The organism is Lachnoclostridium phytofermentans (assembly GCF_000733755.1).
In the GTDB taxonomy this organism is placed as follows: domain Bacteria; phylum Bacillota; class Clostridia; order Lachnospirales; family Lachnospiraceae; genus Lachnoclostridium; species Lachnoclostridium phytofermentans_A.
This window is the reverse complement of sequence record NZ_JPOF01000003.1, coordinates 682,377-703,220: the sequence shown is the minus strand read 5'-3', so window position 1 is coordinate 703,220 and position 20,844 is coordinate 682,377. Positions and strand designations below refer to the sequence as shown.

11 protein-coding genes are annotated in these 20,844 nt (G+C 35.7%); 10 read left to right on the top strand and 1 reads right to left on the bottom strand.

Annotation, left to right across the window (positions count from 1 at the left end):
• Positions 1-13 precede the first annotated feature (13 nt).
• Both CC92_RS0108550 and CC92_RS0108545 read left to right on the top strand, forming a co-directional pair.
• A complete protein-coding gene (locus CC92_RS0108550) occupies positions 14-916 on the top strand; it encodes a mechanosensitive ion channel family protein (RefSeq protein WP_029503307.1) in 903 nt (300 codons plus the stop codon).
• A 500-nt stretch (positions 917-1,416) separates the two neighbouring features.
• Positions 1,417-3,525, top strand: a complete 2,109-nt coding sequence (locus tag CC92_RS0108545; protein WP_029503308.1) for a glutamine synthetase III — start codon at positions 1,417-1,419, stop codon at positions 3,523-3,525.
• A 151-nt stretch (positions 3,526-3,676) separates the two neighbouring features.
• Here the strand turns inward: CC92_RS0108545 and CC92_RS0108540 are convergent, their stop codons facing one another.
• The gene (locus CC92_RS0108540; RefSeq protein ID WP_029503309.1) at positions 3,677-4,267 is read right to left on the bottom strand and encodes a hypothetical protein; all 591 of its coding nucleotides are present in this window, start codon (positions 4,265-4,267) and stop codon (positions 3,677-3,679) included.
• 516 nt (positions 4,268-4,783) lie between these two features.
• On the opposite strand from CC92_RS0108540, the gene CC92_RS0108535 reads away from it, so the two are divergent.
• From CC92_RS0108535 to CC92_RS23345, 8 genes are all read left to right on the top strand, one after another.
• Positions 4,784-6,241, top strand: a complete 1,458-nt coding sequence (locus CC92_RS0108535) for a leucine-rich repeat domain-containing protein (RefSeq protein ID WP_029503310.1) — start codon at positions 4,784-4,786, stop codon at positions 6,239-6,241.
• A 255-nt stretch (positions 6,242-6,496) separates the two neighbouring features.
• On the top strand, positions 6,497-8,125 hold the full coding sequence (locus CC92_RS0108530) for an ABC-F family ATP-binding cassette domain-containing protein (protein ID WP_029503312.1): 1,629 nt from the start codon (positions 6,497-6,499) through the stop codon (positions 8,123-8,125).
• A 267-nt stretch (positions 8,126-8,392) separates the two neighbouring features.
• Positions 8,393-10,330, top strand: coding sequence for an alpha-amylase family glycosyl hydrolase (locus CC92_RS0108525; protein ID WP_051650756.1), 1,938 nt, complete (start codon positions 8,393-8,395; stop codon positions 10,328-10,330).
• Between the two features lie 107 nt (positions 10,331-10,437).
• Positions 10,438-11,181 (top strand): TraX family protein, encoded by a 744-nt coding sequence (locus tag CC92_RS0108520; RefSeq protein WP_051650757.1) that lies wholly within the window; start codon positions 10,438-10,440, stop codon positions 11,179-11,181.
• A 133-nt stretch (positions 11,182-11,314) separates the two neighbouring features.
• On the top strand, positions 11,315-11,809 hold the full coding sequence (locus tag CC92_RS0108515) for a DUF5721 family protein (RefSeq protein WP_029503317.1): 495 nt from the start codon (positions 11,315-11,317) through the stop codon (positions 11,807-11,809).
• A 164-nt stretch (positions 11,810-11,973) separates the two neighbouring features.
• Positions 11,974-14,070 carry a molecular chaperone HtpG gene (gene htpG, locus CC92_RS0108510; RefSeq protein WP_029503318.1) on the top strand — a complete coding sequence of 699 codons (2,097 nt, stop codon included), beginning with the start codon at positions 11,974-11,976 and terminating at the stop codon, positions 14,068-14,070.
• A 713-nt stretch (positions 14,071-14,783) separates the two neighbouring features.
• Complete coding sequence (locus tag CC92_RS0108505; protein ID WP_029503319.1) at positions 14,784-17,546, top strand: glycoside hydrolase family 48 protein; 2,763 nt, start codon at positions 14,784-14,786, stop codon at positions 17,544-17,546.
• A gap of 125 nt (positions 17,547-17,671) precedes the next feature.
• Positions 17,672-20,632, top strand: a complete 2,961-nt coding sequence (locus CC92_RS23345; protein ID WP_029503320.1) for a glycoside hydrolase family 9 protein — start codon at positions 17,672-17,674, stop codon at positions 20,630-20,632.
• Positions 20,633-20,844 lie beyond the last annotated feature (212 nt).

Genomic DNA, 20,844 nt, shown 5'->3' with positions numbered 1-20,844 from the left:
TTGGAGGACAACTATGAATAAACTAATTTTATTGACGCAGAGTAACTCATTAAAAGAGGAACTGCAAGATTTAGAATTAAATAAGTTCATGTCAAAACTTTCAAAATTATGGGATGATTTTTGGCCGAAAGCATTGCATTTTTTATTTTTATTATTAATATCACTTCTTATCTATGTTGTAGGTAAGAAACTTATAAAACTATTAGTTAAAATAGTGAGGAAAACTTTTGAACGAGCAAAGATGGATGTCGGTGTATCCAACTTTCTAATCTCTGTGTTAAAAGCGATTTGCTATGGCCTTTTGTTAATTACAATTGCTGCAACGCTAGGGTTACCAACAACATCATTTGTTGCGTTACTTGGATCCATTGGTTTGACAATAGGTCTGGCCTTACAAGGAAGCTTGTCTAACTTTGCAGGCGGAGTACTTATACTTATATTAAAGCCATTCCGTGTTGGTGATTTTATTAATGTAAAAGGAAACGAGGGTACTGTCATAGCCATAGATATTTTCTATACTAAGATATTGACCATTGAAAACAAATTAGTTGTTTTACCTAATGGAACCCTAGCTAATAGTGAGATTACCAATGCTACGAATGAGCCAATACGACGCTTGGATTTAATTATACCAATTGGATATGATGATGATATAAAATCAGTAAAACAGGAACTTTTTTTAATCAGTCAAAGAAATGATAAAATCCTTATGGATCATCCTGTAGACTTATTTGTAAGTGGCTATGGAAAAGATGCTGTAGAAATCTCAATGCGTGTTTGGGTTAAAACAGAGGATTGTTTTGTACTAAAGGGAGAACTCCTTGAAACGATAAAATATATGTTTGATGAAAAAGGGTTTACGATACCATTTAATCAGATGGATGTTACGGTCGTTAGTGAAAAGGTAGCGAAGTAAAAAAATAGAATGGTAAGTAAAAAAGATAGGTATGAAAGATAAGCAAGGAAGATAAGTCGGAAAGATAAGTAAGAAAGATAAGTAAGAAAGATAAGTAAGAAAGATAAGTAAGAAAGATAAGTAAGAAAGATAAGTAAGATAGATAAGTAAGAAAGATAAGTAAGATAGTCCTTACTTATAAGTAAAGAATAGGTTCTGTTCATATTGCATAAATTGAAAAGATGAGATTGCGTAATTTATGGAAAAACAGAAAATTTGTAAATTTTTAAAAAAAATACTTCACATTTCTTAATAAACGTGATATTTTAATAATAAGAAAAAGTTCTTAGAGCAATGGTGTTCTCCTATTAGTGAGAGCACCTTTTTTTATAACAATTTCACGGATGCTAGGAAAGTTTCATTGTTTTTTTATTTTGTATGTGTTTTAATGGTATCTGAATGTAAATTGTAAGGGATTTTCTGAGAAAAAACTTATATCATTTTGGAAGGAGATAAGATTTATGGCGGAGAAATTAACCGATATTTTTGGTATCGACGTATTTGATGAAGCTACCATGATGGAATGTTTGCCAAAGAAAACTTTTGAGGCATTAAAAAAGACCATTAAGAATGGTGAGGATTTAGATCCACAGGTCGCTGAGATAGTAGCAAATGCGATGAAGGACTGGGCAATTGAGAGGGGTGCAACACATTATACTCATTGGTTCCAGCCGATGACAGGAATTACCGCTGAAAAGCACGATTCTTTTATATCCCCAGCTCCAAATGGAAAGATATTAATGGAGTTCTCAGGAAAAGAATTAATTAAAGGTGAACCAGATGCTTCTTCCTTCCCATCCGGTGGGTTAAGAGCAACATTTGAAGCAAGAGGATATACTGCTTGGGATTGTACATCACCAGCATTCTTAAAAGAAGATGCAGCAGGCGTTACCCTGTGTATTCCAACTGCATTTTGTGCATATACCGGGGAAGCTCTTGATAAAAAAACTCCATTACTTCGTTCGATGGAAGCGATAAGTACACATGCAGTTCGTATTTGCAAATTATTCGGACATAACGATGTTACAAGTGTATCCTGTTCCGTCGGAGCAGAGCAGGAGTACTTCTTAGTGGATAGAGAAAAGTACTTAAAGAGAGATGATTTAGTATTTACTGGTCGTACCTTATTTGGAGCTATGCCACCAAAAGGTCAGGAGCTTGACGATCATTACTTTGGTTCTATTAAAGAAAGAATTGCTTCCTTTATGAAAGAATTAAATGTGGAACTTTGGAAGCTAGGGATTTTATCAAAAACTCAGCATAACGAAGTTGCACCAGCTCAGCATGAAATCGCTCCAATTTATACGACGGCTAATATTGCAACAGATCATAATCAGTTAATTATGGATATCATGAAAAAGGTTGCAATCCGCCATGGCCTTGCTTGTCTTCTTCATGAGAAACCATTCGCAGGAGTGAATGGTTCCGGCAAACATGACAACTGGTCTATTGTAACAAATACAGGAAAGAATCTATTAGACCCAGGTAAGACACCACATGAGAATGTTCAGTTCTTATTATTCTTATCTGCAATCTTAAAGGCAGTGGATTTACATGCAGACTTACTTAGACTTTCTGCATCGAATCCAGGCAATGATCACAGACTTGGTGCAAACGAAGCTCCACCAGCGATTATATCTATTTTCCTTGGAGAGCAGCTTGCAGATGTTTTAACTCAGTTAATTGAAACTGGAGCAGCAACAAGCTCCAAGCAGGGTGGCCGATTAAGAACAGGTGTGCACACACTTCCAGAGCTTAAGAAGGATGCAACAGACCGTAATCGTACTTCACCATTTGCGTTTACAGGTAATAAATTTGAATTCCGTATGGTTGGCTCTTCTATGTCAATTGCAGATGCAAATACAACAATAAATACAATTGTTGCAGATGTTCTTTGCGATATGGCAGATGAATTAGAAAAGGCAGATAACTTTGAACTTGCAGTACATGACTTAATTAAGAAGACTGTTACAGAGCATCAGAGAATTGTATTTAATGGGAATGGATATTCCGATGCATGGGTAGAAGAGGCAGAAAAACGTGGTTTACCAAACTTGAATTCTATGGTTGCCGCGGTACCAGCTTTAGTTTCTGATAAGGCAATTACGTTATTTGAGAAGCACCATGTTTTAACGCCAACAGAATTAAAGTCTCGTGCAGAAGTTTTATATGAATCTTATTCAAAAGCAATTAATATTGAAGCAAAGACGATGATTGAAATGGCTAATAGAAAGTTTATCCCTGCTGTTATTAAATTTACTACAACGCTTGCTAGTAGCATCAATGCAATAAAAACAGCTGTACCTACAGCAGATGTCAGTGTTCAGACTAATTTATTGACAGAGACTTCATTACTTTTAGCTCAAGCAAAGAAAGCACTAGAAAAATTAACAGAGTACTCAAAGATTGCCTCCGCTATGGAGGAAGGGGAAGACCAGGCTAATTACTTTAGAAACGAAGTCTTCCCAGCAATGGCTGAGTTAAGAGAACCAATTGATTTATTAGAGACAATGGTTGATAAAGAGGTATGGCCAGTTCCAACTTATGGAGATTTGTTGTTTGAAGTATAATGAAATAAAAAAATAATATTATGAAAGAGCTTTTGCCTTAGAGAAGATATCTAATCTTTCTATTGCAAAAGCTCTCTTAAGTTTTACTAATTAATTTGAAAAACTATCTTATGAAAAATAACCATACTATGATTATCTGTAAGATAATATCCTAATATAAGCCTGTAATTTTATTGCTAGTCAACTTAAAAAATAAGAAAAATCCTTTTTTTGAATCTGGTTCAATCGTAATCTGGAATCGTGCGTTCTCTGAATCAACCCAATTCGCTTTTGAGAGTTGATATATCGTTTGATCTTCTAGAAGTACTTTATGACTTTGATCATAACTATAACGAAAATCGGGTGGAAAGTTTTTTTTACAATAGTCAACTAGTTCTTTCATTTTCGATTCTGCAGATTCTGAGTCCTCGAAATAAAACTTATACCAGACATTGTGTAGTTCTTCGTTCTCATCAATGAAAAATACTATTTCCGCAGTTGTCATATTAATATCTTGAAAAAATGTCTGCCTAAGAGGTATTAAACTCTTCCGAACCCCATTTAAATACTCGTTATAATCTCCTATACTCTTCTTTACATTATCGAGCGAAGCCCCCCATGATGTATGAGCTATTGCAATTGAATTATTCTGAATAAAATAATCAGACATTTTTTTCACACTTAATGGTTCCTTTTCTGAGCCACAGCCAATTACAATTAGAGAAAACAATAAAAAAGCACAAAGCAAAACTAATTTCTTCATTACAATCACACCTATCTAATATAGTTTATATTATAATTATTGCCATATCATACCATCATCAAAAAGATTAACACCTGTTGTAACATATATCTTTTTTAAGAACTATATTATTAAGTTATTATTTGCAAGGGCTTCACATTCTTTCATACTATTGCAATAGTATAACTATAGAGTACTTTATTTGGGTGTTAATGTCAAGTATTTCCATACGGCGTATTAATGACATATTTTGTTATGGTAAGAACAAATATAATAAATATAATTATTAGATTATCATGTTATCAGTTTATCTTAAGTCTAATATTTTCTGTTATTCGAATGCATCATAGATTGCTTTGAGGTAGCACTTAAAACCAGGTAATTCATTATGAAATAAGAGAATAAAAATCAGCATAACGATGTAGAAGTAGAGTTAAACCGTATCATCTGGCTTTTTCCTTAAGTAAAGGCACCTTCCTTTACATAAATATTACCAGATGATATAATAAAAATAATGATGCAAAGGAGGATGGATGAATGAAGAAGCGGTTCCTAATATTATGTTTCGTATTGCTAGCGGGTTTGGTCACTGCTTGTAGCCAAAAACCAAAGTCCCAAGAAGTTACTAATCCTAACAAAGAGCAGGGGAATAATGAGGAATTGAATACATCAGGGAATCCTTCGATAACCACAGAGCCGAGTGAAATACCAAATAAGAATATAAACATTCCGACTACTACTCCATATAAGGAAGAACATAATAAAGAAGATAATCACATGGATGATAAAAGTGATCAAGAATCGAAGATGGAGGATGATAAGAAGGAAAATGCCAGTGAGGATAAGAATAGCGTAAATTCCGATCAAGACAAGGAAAATTCTAGGGCAGAGGATATTAAAAAGGGTACGAAAGGATGGGTATCTGAAGATAAAACGAAAGTTTGTATTGATGATGAAGGAACGATACTAACCTTTATGATAAAAGAAGGTGAAGTTTTAATTACTGGATTGGAAACACCGCCTAAGAATGAGTTGATCATACCAGAGAGTATAGAATCATACCCGGTTACAGCAATAGAAGAGTATGCTTTTTATAATACATCAATCACAAAACTTGTATTACCAGAAGGGCTTAAAGTAATTAAAAGCAGAGCATTTCAAAAGTGTTATGAGCTCAAGGAGATAAGCTTTCCATCATCATTAGAAGTGATTGAACAGTCAGCGTTTGGAATATGTCCAGCTCTTGAGACAATGACGTTACCAAAAGAAAATAAACATTATACGATAACCGATGGAGTGTTATATACAAAAGATAAGAATACGCTAGTAAAGTACCCTTCCGGTAGCGAAGTAAAAGAATATACAATTCTAAAAAGTGTTAATCGAATTGCAGAAGGTGCATTTTCCTTAGCAAAAAACCTGACAAGGGTTGAATTACCAGATAAACTATCGGTTATTGAAAATGAAGCATTCTCTGGATGTATACAATTATCTTTTGAATTAACACCAAACATAACTAAGATTGGTGATTACGCTTTTTCTGATTGTTATTCTATAACGGAATTAAGACTTCCGGATAGTCTAACTTATCTTGGAGAAGGAGCATTTAGTGCCTGTGAGAAACTAGAGAGTGTAATTATACCAAAGAAATTGACTAGGATTCCATTTGCGGCATTTACTTCGAATACCTCATTGACAGAGGTTGTCTTTTTAGGTTCCATAGCGACAATCGAAGATATGAGCTTTTCTTCCTGTCAATCGTTAACCTATATTGATATTCCAATAGGAACGATACACATTGGAGATATGGCTTTTTATGCATGCACAAATTTAGAGGAGATTACTATACCAGACACCACGGTATCCTTTGGTAATGAAATTTTTGGAGAGATATCAAACCTAGTAATTGTAACTCCTAAGAATTCAACAGCAGAAACCTATGCGAAGGAAAATGGTTTCGGTTATCAGGAAGCAGTGGTGGATATAATAGAATAATGGGATACATTTTTTATTATATTCACGACAAAGAAAAGCTAACGTAGATTGTTTTTCTTGTTAGATAAAATGGTGTAGAATAAACAATAAGAAAGCACTTTGGGACAAATATTGATAACCGTTAATGGAGATAGCCTCACAGTGCATAAGATGAAAACGCGCCAAAGATTTACAGCAAGTTAAAAAGAGCTTGCAAATTACTGATTTTCCTGTAAAATAGGTAATAGCGCAAAAATAGAAAGGCTAGGTATCGAAATGATTCAAGCAAGCGATGTAACTCTTAGAATAGGAAAGAGAGCCTTATTCGAGGATGTCAATATTAAATTTACAGAAGGAAACTGCTATGGTTTAATTGGAGCCAACGGAGCAGGAAAATCCACTTTTTTAAAAATCCTTTCAGGCCAAATCGAACCAAGTAAAGGAGATATTATTATCACTCCTGGACAGAGATTATCATTTTTGCAACAGGATCACTTTAAGTATGATGCATTTGATGTTCTCAACACAGTTATTATGGGAAATCAGAGATTGTATGATATCATGAAAGAAAAGGATGCCATTTATGCAAAGGAGGATTTCTCCGAAGAGGATGGTATTAAAGCAAGTGAACTGGAAGCAGAATTTGCAACATTAAACGGATGGGAAGCAGAATCCGATGCTGCCACTTTATTAAACGGACTAGGAATTGAAACAGATTTACACTACAAAATGATGAGCGAATTAAATGGTGCTCAGAAGGTGAAGGTACTTCTTGCACAGGCTTTATTTGGTAATCCAGATATCCTGTTACTAGATGAGCCTACGAACCACCTTGATTTAGAGGCAATTCGCTGGTTAGAAGAGTTTTTAATAAACTTCGAAAATACGGTTATTGTAGTGTCCCATGACCGTTATTTCTTAAATAAAGTTTGTACTCATATTGCAGACATTGATTATGCTAAGATTCAGTTATATGCTGGTAACTATGACTTTTGGTATGAATCCAGTCAGTTAATGGTTAAGCAGATGAAGGAAGCAAACCGAAAGAAGGAAGATAAGATTAAGGAGTTACAAGAATTTATTCAACGTTTCTCCGCGAATGCATCAAAGTCAAAACAGGCAACTTCTAGAAAGCGTGCATTAGAGAAAATTGAACTTGATGAAATACGTCCTTCCAGTAGAAAGTATCCATACATTGACTTTAGACCAAGTCGTGAGATTGGAAATGAAGTTTTAACAGTTACTAATTTAAGTAAGACGATTGACGGTGTTAAGATTTTAGATAATATTTCTTTTATTATTAACCGTGAAGATAAGGTTGCGTTTGTTGGTGGTAACACACTTGCTAGTACTACCTTGTTTAAGATTTTATCCGGTGAGATGGAACCAGACTCTGGTGAATATAAGTGGGGTATTACAACTACTCAGGCTTACTTCCCAAAAGATAATACAAAAGACTTTGATAGTGAAGATATTATTGTTGATTGGTTAATGCCATTTTCACCAGAGAAAGATGTTACTTATGTTCGTGGTTTCCTTGGAAGAATGTTATTTGCTGGTGAGGAAGGTGTTAAGAAGGTTAAGGTACTTTCCGGTGGTGAGCGTGTGCGTGTTATGTTATCTAAGATGATGATTATGGGCGCAAATGCATTAATCATGGATGAGCCTACAAACCACTTGGACATGGAATCTATTACAGCACTGAATAATGGATTAATTAAGTTCTCTGGTGTTGTATTATTTACCTCTCAAGATCATCAGTTTATACAGACCATTGCAAACCGTATCATGGAGATTACTCCAAATGGATTAATTGATAAGATTACAACTTACGACGAATATCTTGATAGTGATGTAATGGCACGTAAGAGACAAGTATTACAAGTGAATACAGAAGAGGACTAATGCGAGAAGGAAGGATACCTTCGTTTTTATAGGATGCCGCAACGTGCATTTTGCTTAATAGTGCTTAAATCAGGGGTTATTGTTTATATCAAAATCCCTGGGAACAGGCAGGGTCAGATGGTTTCATTTTATGATTCCATTTGGCCCTGTTGTTGACTTCTCGTACTAATCTAGGTAGAATAAAAAATAGGATCAGATATCCTGAGGTAAGCCTTCGATGAAATCATATAAGAGAGGGAGACGAAGGGAGAAGGACGGTAAGAAAGTATGGGGCGATATGTAAAGTCAAAGAAGGAAGAGAATCAATTACCTAAGATGCTAGGGGTTGTGAAGCAAGGAGATAAACTTATTTTCTCTGTTGCTGTTCCTAATGCGTCTGCTTGTACGTTGAAACTATATAGTAAAATTGATATTAATATAATAAAGGAAATCTCAATGAAAAAGAGCTTTCGTTTTGGAAATATCTTTTCTGCTTCTGTACCAGAATCAGAAGTTTCTTCGGTATTAGGATATCGTTACGAAGCTTTTGGTAAGGAATTTATAGACCCCTATGCCCCTAGGATTCTTGGGAGGGAACAGTATGGTATGATTCCTTATGTAAAAGGGGAACGGGAAGGAAGATTACAAGGACTACTTGGGGCATGGGATACTTCTGAGTATTCGTTGGATGAGGATGAACCGTTATGCCATTCTTATTCAGATCTGATATTATACAAATTACATGTACGTGGTTTCACGAAAAGCGACGATTCTAAAGTACGGCATAAAGGGACTTATAAAGGAATTATAGAGAAGATACCATACTTTAAGGAACTTGGGATCAATGCGCTATTTTTCATGCCTTTTGTGGAGTTTAATGAAAGGATGGAACCAACTCCATTGCTTAGTGAATTGCCTTATGCAGCAAGTGAGTATCAAAACAAAGTTAGATTTTCTTATCAAGATTCCAAAGCAGATTGTAAGCTGAATTTTTGGGGATATACAACGGATAGCTTTTACTTTGCTCCAAAATCTTCTTATGCATCCAATCCTGATGATGCAAGTAATGAGATGAAACAGATGATAAAGAAACTGCATGAGAACGGAATAGAAGTTCTAATGGATATGAATTTCCCTAGGGAGATGGACGTTTTGTGTATGATTGATTGTCTACGTTACTGGGCACATCATTATCATATTGATGGTTTTCGGACGAACGTAGAGGACTCTATACAACAATTATTTGCAAAAGATCCTTATCTGGTGGGAATTAAGTTATTTACAACACATTGGAATACGGATGCTATCTATGGCAGAGAGACGGTACCACGAAAGAAAATGCTTGCAGATTATAATGATGGATTTTTAATTGATGTAAGACGGTTTCTCAAAGGGGATGAGGGACAGATCGGACACATCATGGAAAGAATTCGCTCAAACCCAGAAAAGAGTGGAGTAATTAATTATATTGCTGATCATAACGGGTTTACATTGGCTGATGTATACGCTTATGATTGTAAACATAACGAAGCAAATAAAGAGGGCAATCGGGATGGTACCGATTTTAATTATAGCTGGAATTGCGGAGTGGAAGGAGATACGAATCGTAGGAAGATCAATGAGCTTCGTTTGCAGATGATAAAAAATGCTTGGCTGCTTCTTTTCTTAAGTCAGGGAACTCCGATGATTTTGCAAGGAGATGAGTTTGGAAATTCACAAGAAGGAAATAATAATGCTTATTGTCAAGATAATTCCATGGGATGGGTTTCTTGGTCGGGGAAAAAGAAACAGAAAGAATTATTTTCTTTTGTGAAGCAACTAATTCATTTTCGAAAAGCACATCCGGTACTTCACAATGTTCGGGAATTAAGTGGATTGGATATCTTATCTTGTGGATGCCCAGATATATCATATCATGGCAGTAAAGCTTGGTATCCAGATCATTCACATTCTAGTAGGACGCTTGGTGTGCTTTTACATGGTGCATTTGCGTTAAAAGATAAAACAACGTCAGATGCTTCTTGCTACATCGCAATGAATGCACATTGGGAAGAACATAGCTTTGCACTACCATCATTTCATATAAATACGGAATGGAAGTTAGTTCTTTCATCGAAAGAGGAAAAACTCTTAGATGAGAAGAGAGAGGGCAAGATAGGTTATAAGACAAGTGTTGTTGTACCTGCCCGAACGATTCAGGTATTTTTGTGTGAATCAGTAAAGTAGAGCGATACTGAGTACTAAGAATACTTAAAATTAAGATATTAAAAGCAAGATAACAGATGTTAGATGCTATAATAAAGCAGTAGACATTAATAGAAAGGACTACAACATTGAATAGTTTTACCTTAAAACTTATCGCATGTATTACCATGCTGATTGATCATTTTACTGCAATTTTTGTACCAAGACACACAACTCCATTATTTCAAATAGCCTTGCCAAATTATGAGCTTGATGTAACATGGTACGTAGTTGGTAGAGCAATTGGTAGAATCGCATTTCCGATATTTGCATTCTTAATTGTGGAAGGTTTCTTTCATACGAGAAACCGAATGAAGTATTTGCTTCGTCTGCTCCTTTTTGCAGTAATTTCTGAAATCCCTTATGATTATGCTTTTTGGGGATTCCCAAATACGAACTTGAAGCTTTTATTTTATAAGCAAAACATCTTTTTTACTCTAGCGATTGGCTTACTAACAATTATGATATATGATAGAATTAAAACTCGAATGTCTGGAAAAACATCTTGGATGACCTTACCTGGTGTATTGACGATTGTTGGAGGTTCCGTATTATTATTTTTGGTACAGGCCGATTATTATGAATTTGGCTACGGTGTCTTGCTAATTGTAGGGTTTTATTTAGCTTATGGGAATCGTAAGTTGCGTATGTTACTATTTATCATACTCGTAGGATTCTTCCGCGGTGGAGTGGAGTTTATGGCAATCCTAGCGGCACCATTTTTGTATTATTATAACGGTAAGCCTGGTACAAAACGCTTTCAATATGCTTTTTATTTTTTCTATCCATTACACTTGGTAATACTACAGGGAATTTATCAGTTTTTAAACTAAAAGGAACTTGTGAGGAAATTGCATCTTCACGAAAGATTGTCTCTAACAAGGCAGTATTCCTATGGTAATTCGTGTTGGTACACAAGTTACTGTTGTTATTAGAAGGTGGCAAAGCGCCGGAATAGAGGTATGCATGAAATCATTAAAAATTGTTGATGTGAAAAGTTTCATGTCTAAGTTATTGATTCAGAATGTATTTGACGCTTTTTTAGTTTCTGAAGTTACCATTCATACCTTCCAAAGGTTTGAGATGAACGGTAAATTAAATCGTGACTATTATAGCGCAGAAGAACTCGAAACTTTGGGAGGTAGAACACATGCAAAATGGGGTGAAGTCAGACCTTTTGCTTATCAGATTGTAAAAGGGAATAAAACACCACTATCCTTTCAGATCAGTCTGATGCTATCTCAAAAAGCAATCGATTCGGTTTTAACTAATCAAGGTGTGTTAATGGATAGCAACGAAGTTACCGGATTGTACTTTCACTTACGTTACGAAAATAATGAATTGCATGTGGTAACAGGAACAGGAGTAAAGACATTTACCCTTGATAAAACGTTAGATTATGCTTGGGATGAACAAGCGATGAAATATCTAAAAAACAATGAAATTGCATATGAAGAGTAATTGTTAGCACTCATTACTAATGAGTGCTAATTTTTTCTTGACAATTTAGATACCTCGTATTATAGTAGTATACAACGAGTTGACTATCATGCATTGGACGTGCATTACCATGCAGAGCTGATGCTTATCAATGATAAATAAAAGATAAAAGGAGTGTTTTTTTCATGAGTATGGAAAGAGGTAATTTATCAATTAATTCCGAGAATATTTTCCCAATTATTAAGAAGTGGTTATATTCTGACCACGACATTTTTTTCCGTGAATTAATATCAAATGGCTGTGATGCAATTACTAAACTTAAAAAACTTAGTATCATTGGCGAGTTCTCTATACCGGAAGGGGAAGAATTTAAAATCAATGTTCTAGTGAATCCGGAAGAAAAGACGTTAACCTTTATTGATAACGGTGTTGGTATGACGGCGGATGAAGTAAAAGAATACATCAACCAGATTGCTTTCTCCGGAGCTCAGGACTTCTTGAAAAAATATAAAGACAAGGCAAATGAAGACCAAATTATCGGACACTTTGGTCTTGGATTCTATTCTGCCTTCATGGTAGCTCATAAAGTAACTATCGATACCTTATCTTGGCAGGAAGGTGCGAAACCTGTACACTGGGAATCAGAAGAAGGAATTGACTTCCAGATGGGTGAAGGAGATAAGGCCGAGAGAGGTACAAAGATTACTCTACATCTAAATGAAGATAGTTATGAGTTCTCTAATGAGTATCGTGCAAAGGAAGTAATTGAGAAATACTGTTCCTTTATGCCAGTGCCAATTTATTTTAAGAATGAAAACGCGAAAGAAGAGCCAGAAGAGACAACAGAAGTTGAATCCGAAGTAAAAGAAGATACAGTAGTTGATGCGGAAGTTACAGAAGATGGTAAGGTAGCAGAAACAAAGAAGGAAAAGAAGGGGCCAAAGCCACTTAACAACCCAGAACCATTATGGACAAAACATCCAAATGAATGTAAAGAGGAAGATTATAAGGAATTTTATCGTCAGGTTTTCCACGACTATAAAGAACCATTATTCTGGATACACCTTAATATGGACTATCCATTTAATTTAAAGGGTATTTTATATTTCCCTAAGATTAATACAGAGTACGATAGTATTGAGGGAATGATTAAATTATATAGTAATCAGGTATTTATTGCAGATAACATTAAGGAAGTAATTCCAGAGTTCTTAATGCTACTAAAGGGTGTTATCGATTGTCCTGACTTACCACTTAATGTATCAAGAAGTGCTTTACAAAACGATGGTTTTGTGAAGAAAATCTCTGATTACATTACAAAGAAGGTAGCAGATAAGTTATCTGGTATGTATAAGGTAGATCGTGAAAACTATGAGAAGTACTGGGATGATTTGAGCCCATTCATTAAATATGGTTGCTTAAAGGATGAAAAGTTCCGTGATAAAATGAAGGATTTTATTATCTTTAAGAACTTAGAGAAGAAGTATGTAACACTACCAGAATATCTGGAAGCTGCTAAGAAATTAAATGGTGAAGCAAAGGTAGAAGAAGTAAAGACTGAAACAGAAGAAGCAAAGACTGAAACGGAAGAAGCAAAGACTGAAACAGAAGAAGTAAAGTCTGAAACAGAAGAAACGGTAACTGAATCTGACAAGGATCCAAAGGAAGAAACGAAGGATACCGTATATTATGTAACGGATGAGCAGCAGCAAAGTCAATATATCAAGATGTTTAAAGATGCCGGTATCGATGCTGTATTTATGACACATAATATCGATCAGCCATTTATTACTCAGTTAGAGCAATCAGATCAGAAGGTTCGTTTCCAAAGAATTGATGCGGATATCAATGCTACGATGACAGAGGAGTCTTCTGAAGAAGAAAATAAGGAACTGGATAAGAAAAAGGATAGTCTTACTGAAGTATTTAAGAAAGCATTAAAGAAAGAAAAGTTAGAAGTTAAGGTTGCAAAATTAAAAGACGCAAAGGTTTCTTCTATGATTACTTTATCAGAAGAGAGCCGTAGAATGCAAGATATGATGAAAATGTATAATATGTATGGTATGGATCCATCTGCATTCGGACCAACGGAAACTTTAATCTTAAATGCAAATAATAAGTTAGTTCAGTATGTATTGGATAACAATTCTGCTGAGCACACGGATATGATATGTGAGCAGTTATATGACCTTGCTTATATTGCTCATAAACCATTATCACCAGAGGCTATGACAAAATTCATTGAAAGAAGTAATGAGATATTAATGCTCTTAACTAAATAAGAGTTTATTAATGAAATAATGATTCAATTATTTATTGCGAGAAGAATAAAGCCTTATCTATAGAATCAAATAGGAATTTATGATTTAAGCATAGGATTATGATAAAATAATACAATAAAAAAACTGTTGCTTGGGTAACTACCAATAGCAACAGTTTTTTTGTATTAATTGATTTCTTTTTAGAAATGTGCGGAATAATTTTTTTTCTTGTCATAACATAAAAATTTAAATCCCTTTTATGAAATTTTCTTGTGACGTAGTTAAAAAGAATTAATTGATAACTCATCCAAGAAAAATAACTATTTTTATGTACATATTGCACAAAAAAATAATCTTCAGTTGTATTTGACATAAAATGGAAATAATGTTAGTATACAGAGTGTATAGACAAGTTTTATAAAAAAACTTAAAATACAGACGAAATGGGAGAAAATGAAGTGTTGTATAAAAATAGATATTATTGTATCTAATATATATTGAATTATAAACAGGTTAGTCGATTTGGTGGACAAGTCTATCCATAATGAAAAAGAGAAAAACGTTGATATTTGTCAAAAACCATGCAAATTCTATTTATTTTACTCTATTAAGAACCTTCAAATCAATTGATATAATAAATTTGAAAATTTATGCAAAGGAAGGAGGGATTCGAATATGCGTTCAAATACCTTATGTCATTGACGTGGAGAGTTAATTAATAAGGAGGGTTTTGTATGCAAAAACGTATCTACAAGAGAATAGCTGCTGCTGTTATGACAGCGGCTATGGTAGTAACTTTGGTACCTCAGGTAGCAAAAGAAACTACTGCTTCTGCTCAGGCAACTGCTGAAACTTCGGCAGATGCTAAGGCTAGGGGAACTTACGAGCAACGTTTTATGGACTTATGGGCAGACATTAAAGACCCAGCGAATGGTTATTTTAGTTCAAAGGGGGTACCATATCATTCTATCGAAACATTAATCGTAGAAGCTCCAGATTATGGACATGTAACTACCAGTGAAGCATTAAGCTATTACATGTGGCTTGAAGCAATGTATGGTAAATTTACGGGAGACTTTTCAGGATATCAAACCGCATGGAATGTAACCGAAAAGTATTTGATTCCTACCGATGCAGATCAGCCACCAACCAGTATGAGTAAGTACAATCCTAGTAAGCCTGCAACTTATGCACCAGAATATCAGGATCCTAGTCAGTATCCAGCGGTACTCGACCCTAATGCACCAGTTGGTAAGGATCCGATTTGGACTGAACTTGTTGCAGCTTATGGAAGGAATACAATCTACGGTATGCACTGGTTACTGGATGTTGACAATTGGTATGGATATGGTTCCAGGGGAGATGGGACCACATCACCGTCTTATATCAATACGTTCCAACGTGGAGAAGAAGAGTCTACATGGGAAACAATTCCTCAGCCATGTTGGGATGATATGAAATACGGTGGAAAGAATGGTTACTTAGACCTATTCACTGGTGACAGTACTTATTCAAAACAGTTTAAGTATACGAATGCACCAGATGCAGATGCAAGAGCAGTTCAGGCTGCTTACTGGGCTAATGAATGGTCGAAAGATTACGGCGTAAATATTGATACTTATTTATCAAAAGCTACGATGATGGGTGATTACCTTCGTTATTCAATGTTTGATAAATATTTTAGAAAGATTGGTAATTCTTCAGCTGCCGGTACAGGATATGATTCAGCTCATTATCTGTTATCCTGGTATTATGCTTGGGGCGGTGGAACTACAGCAGATTGGGCTTGGATTATTGGATCTAGTCATAACCACTTTGGTTATCAGAATCCAATGGCAGCTTGGATTTTATCTGAGAATGCTAAATTTAAGCCAAAGTCAACGAATGGTCAGAGCGATTGGGCAACAAGCCTTGATAGACAGCTTGAATTCTATCAATGGTTACAGTCATCCGAAGGTGCAATTGCCGGTGGTGCTAGTAACTCAAGAAATGGCCGTTATGAAGCTTGGCCAGCTGGTACCTCTACTTTCTATGGCATGGGCTATGAAGAAAACCCTGTATATAAAGATCCAGGAAGTAATACTTGGTTTGGTTTCCAGGCATGGTCAATGCAGCGTGTAGCAGAGTATTATTATAAGACAAACGATGTGAGAGCAAAACAAATCCTTGATAAATGGGTTACTTGGATTAAGTCTGTAGTTATATTAAGGGCAGACGGAACCTTTGCTATTCCTAATAAAATTGATTGGGATGGACAACCAGATACATGGACTGGTACTTACACTGGTAATCCAGGCCTTCATGTAACCGTTATCGATTATGGTACAGATCTTGGTGTTACAGGATCTCTTGCAAATACGTTGTTATATTATAGTAAGGCTGCAAACGATGTAGCTGCGAAGAACTTGGCAAAAGAATTATTAGACCGAGTATGGAACTTATATCGTGATGATAAGGGTGTTGCAGCTCCTGAGTTACGTACAGATTATAAGAGATTCTTTGAACAGGTTATTTATGTACCTAGTACCTTTAGTGGTAAGATGCCAAATGGTGATGTGATTAAGTCGGGAGTTAAATTCTTAGATATTCGTTCTAAATATTTACAGGATCCATCTTATCAAAAATTACTGGCGGCATATCAGAATAATAAAACACCAGAATTTACTTACCATAGATTCTGGGCTCAGTGTGATGTAGCAATTGCTATTGGTGTTTATTCCCTTCTTTATGAGAGTGGTTCTGGCACTGTTGATTATGCTAATATTACGCCTACACAGGGAAGCTTTGATAAGGCAACAGGGAAACAAACTGATCTTAGTACCACATTATCTATGCAAGGCTATACCTTTGTTAACTTAAGTAAAGGTACAACACCTCTTACCTTAAATACTGATTATACTGTAAATGGTAATACAGTTGTCTTAAAGAAAGAATTCCTATCCACCTTACCACTTGGTGATACTACAATAACCTTTAATTTTAGCAGTGGATACACGAAACCTTTTATTGTAACCGTAGTGGATACAACGGTGGTTGTGGTGGTTGGAGATGTTAAGATTCAGATGTACAATGGCAATACCAGCGCAACAACGAATGGAATTGCTCCACGTTTTAAACTTGTGAATACAGGTTCTAATAGTATTAATCTCTCTGATGTAAAGATACGTTATTACTATACCATTGATGGTGAGAAGAGTCAGAATTTCTGGTGTGATTGGTCATCGATTGGAAGTGGTAATGTTACCGGTACTTTTGTTAAGATGGCTACTCCAAAGACAGGAGCTGATTATTATCTAGAAATTGGATTTACAAGTGGTGCTGGTTCATTACAGGCAGGGCAGGGAATTGAAGTTCAAGGTAGATTCTCGAAAACTGATTGGTCTAACTATACCCAAACTGGAGACTTCTCCTTCAATAGCAGCGGTAACTCCTACGCTGATTGGAATAAGTCACCTGCTTATGTAAGTGGTAAGCTTACTTGGGGTATGGAACCATAACAAGTTTTTTTGGCAATAGAAAGTGTTTTTGGCTTTCTATTGCCTGCACAAAAAGGAATAAAGTTGAGAAAGACACATTCAACTTTTGATGTTGAGTCCGCTAAAGCGGACATGGAGGTATCGTTATGAAAAAGATAGTAAGTCTTTTATTAGTGATTACACTTCTGATATCCATGGCGCCGTCAAAGGCTAAGGCAGCTGAGTCAAATTATAATTACGGAGAAGCTCTTCAGAAAGCAATTATGTTTTATGAGTTTCAACGTTCCGGTGATCTGCCAAGTACGATACGTAATAATTGGAGAGGTGACTCTGGATTAAAGGATGGAGCAGATGTTGGTTTAGATTTAACTGGCGGTTGGTATGATGCTGGTGATCATGTTAAGTTTAATCTCCCAATGGCATATACAGTGGCTATGTTAGCATGGTCTGTATATGAAGAAGAGGCTACTCTTTCACAGGCGGGACAATTAAATTATTTATTAGATGAAATTAAGTGGGCTAGTGATTATTTAATTAAGTGTCATCCAGAAAAGAACGTATTTTATTATCAGGTTGGTAATGGTAATACAGATCACTCTTGGTGGGGACCTGCTGAAGTTATGCAGATGGACAGGCCATCGTATAAGGTTGATTTAAGTAACCCTGGTTCTTCTGTAGTAGGTGAAGCAGCAGCAGCTCTTGCAGCAACAGCACTTGTCTTTAAGACAAAAGATCCAACCTACTCTGCAACCTGTCTTCGTCATGCAAAAGAGCTATATAATTTTGCAGAAACAACGAAAAGTGATGCTGGCTATACCGCAGCAAATGGCTTTTATACTTCTTATAGCGGCTTTTATGATGAATTATCATGGGCTGCTGCATGGATCTATCTTGCAGGCGGAGAGTCTACTTACCTAGATAAGGCAGAGTCTTATGTTTCCTATTGGGGAACTGAGCCACAGTCTGCTACGTTAAGTTATAAGTGGGCACAAAGCTGGGATGATGTTCATTATGGTGCAGCTTTATTATTAGCAAGAATAACTAATAAAGAGATTTATAAGAATAATATTGAGATGCATTTGGATTATTGGACCGTAGGGTATAATGGAAATCGTATTTCTTATACACCGAAAGGACTTGCTTGGCTAGATTCCTGGGGAGCATTACGATATGCTACTACAACAGCATTTTTAGCAAGTGTTTATGCTGACTGGAGTGGATGTAGTGCCCAAAAAGCTAGTATCTACAATGCATTTGCAAAACAGCAGGTAGATTATGCGCTAGGTAGTGCTGGAAGAAGTTATGTAGTTGGATATGGTGTAAATCCTCCAACGAGACCTCATCATAGAACTGCTCATAGTTCCTGGGCAGATAGTCAAATGGAGCCAAATTACAACAGACACACCATTTATGGTGCATTAGTGGGCGGACCTGGTAGAGATGACAGCTATGAAGATAATATTGGCAACTATGTAAATAATGAAATCGCTTGTGATTATAATGCAGGGTTTGTTGGCGTATTGGCTAAGATGTATAAAGATTTTGGCGGAACTCCGATTACAAACTTTAAAGCAATAGAAACAGTGACAAACGATGAGTTATTTATTCAGGCTGGTATTAATGCTTCTGGCCCTACGTTTATCGAGATTAAAGCATTGGTTTTCAATCAGACAGGTTGGCCTGCTCGTGTAGCCGATAAATTATCGTTTAAGTATTTTATTGATATTTCGGAATATGTAGCAAAGGGCTATACCAAGAATGATTTTACAGTAACTACAAATTATAATAATGGAGCAACTACGTCTGCACTTCTTCCATGGGATGCTGCGAATAATATTTATTATGTGAATGTAGATTTCTCAGGAACTAAGATTTATCCAGGAGGACAGTCTGCTTATAAGAAAGAAGTACAATTTAGAATTGCAGGCCCACAAAATGTTAATAACATATGGGATAATTCGAATGATTACTCCTTTACTCAAATCAGCAATGTTTCTTCCGGGTCTACAGTAAAGACCACATATATTCCATTGTATGATAATGGTACCTTAGTATTTGGTAATGAGCCAAAGGCTGGTGTTCCTTCCGCAAGTCTTGATAAGACTACAGCAACCTTTGATCGTAATCAAGCAGTATCCGCTGATATACCTGTTACTGTTAATTTCAATGGGAATACGTTAACAGCAATTAAAAATGGAACTGTAGTATTAACCAAAGGTACTGATTATACCGTATCTGGTAATGTAGTGACGTTATCTAAGAATTATTTCTTAGCTCAAAGCGCAAATACTGTCACATTAACATTTGTATTTAGTGGCGGTAATGATGCAACGCTTAAAGTAACGATGGTTGACACGTCACCAAGTGCATCCATTAGTCCAATATCAGCAATCTTTGATAAGGCTAGCGGAAAACAGGCAAATATTGATGTTACGTTATCTTTAAATGGTAATACCTTAGTTGGACTTAAGAATGGGTCTACAAGTTTGGTAGCTGGAACAGACTACCTCGTTTCTGGAACAACAGTAACGATTCTATCTACTTATTTAAGTCAATTTGCATTAGGAAATCAATCCATTACATTTGATATGAATAAAGGGACAGATCCAGTTTTAGCAGTTACCATCAAAGATTCTTCTGTTGTAACCCCAACAGGAAATATAAAACTTCAAATGTTCAATGGAAATTCTTCCGCAACGACGAATGGAATTGCACCAAGAATTAAGTTAATCAATACCGGAAGTACTGCAATCAACTTATCGGATGTGAAGATTCGCTATTATTACACAATCAATACGGATAAGGCTCAGGCATTTTGGTGTGATTATTCTACCATAGGAAGTTCTAATGTGAATGGTACCTTTGTGAAGATGGCTACTCCTAAGACGAATGCGGATTACTATCTGGAATTTTCATTTAAATCCAGTGCTGGAACTTTGAACGTAGGACAAAGCGTTGAAGTTCAAGGAAGATTTTCTAAAGTAGACTGGACGAACTATACACAAACAGATGATTATTCTTTTGGTGATAGTAACTCGAGTTATGCTGATTGGAGTAAGACAACAGTATATATCTCTGATGCATTAGTATGGGGTATAGAGCCATAATAGGAGAGAAGTTATAAGAAAAGTTATAAGAAAAGTTTTTAAGAGGGGTTTATAACTTAGTATAAAAAAAGAAGTCTGACATGTGCCATAAAGCGTGATGTCAGACTTCTTTTTGGAGTTTAATCCACAGAAACTTAAGGAGATTTGACATAGACAGGCTTAACTTGCATATTCGTTTTTTTACATAAAATTTAGGATAATTTATCTATAAT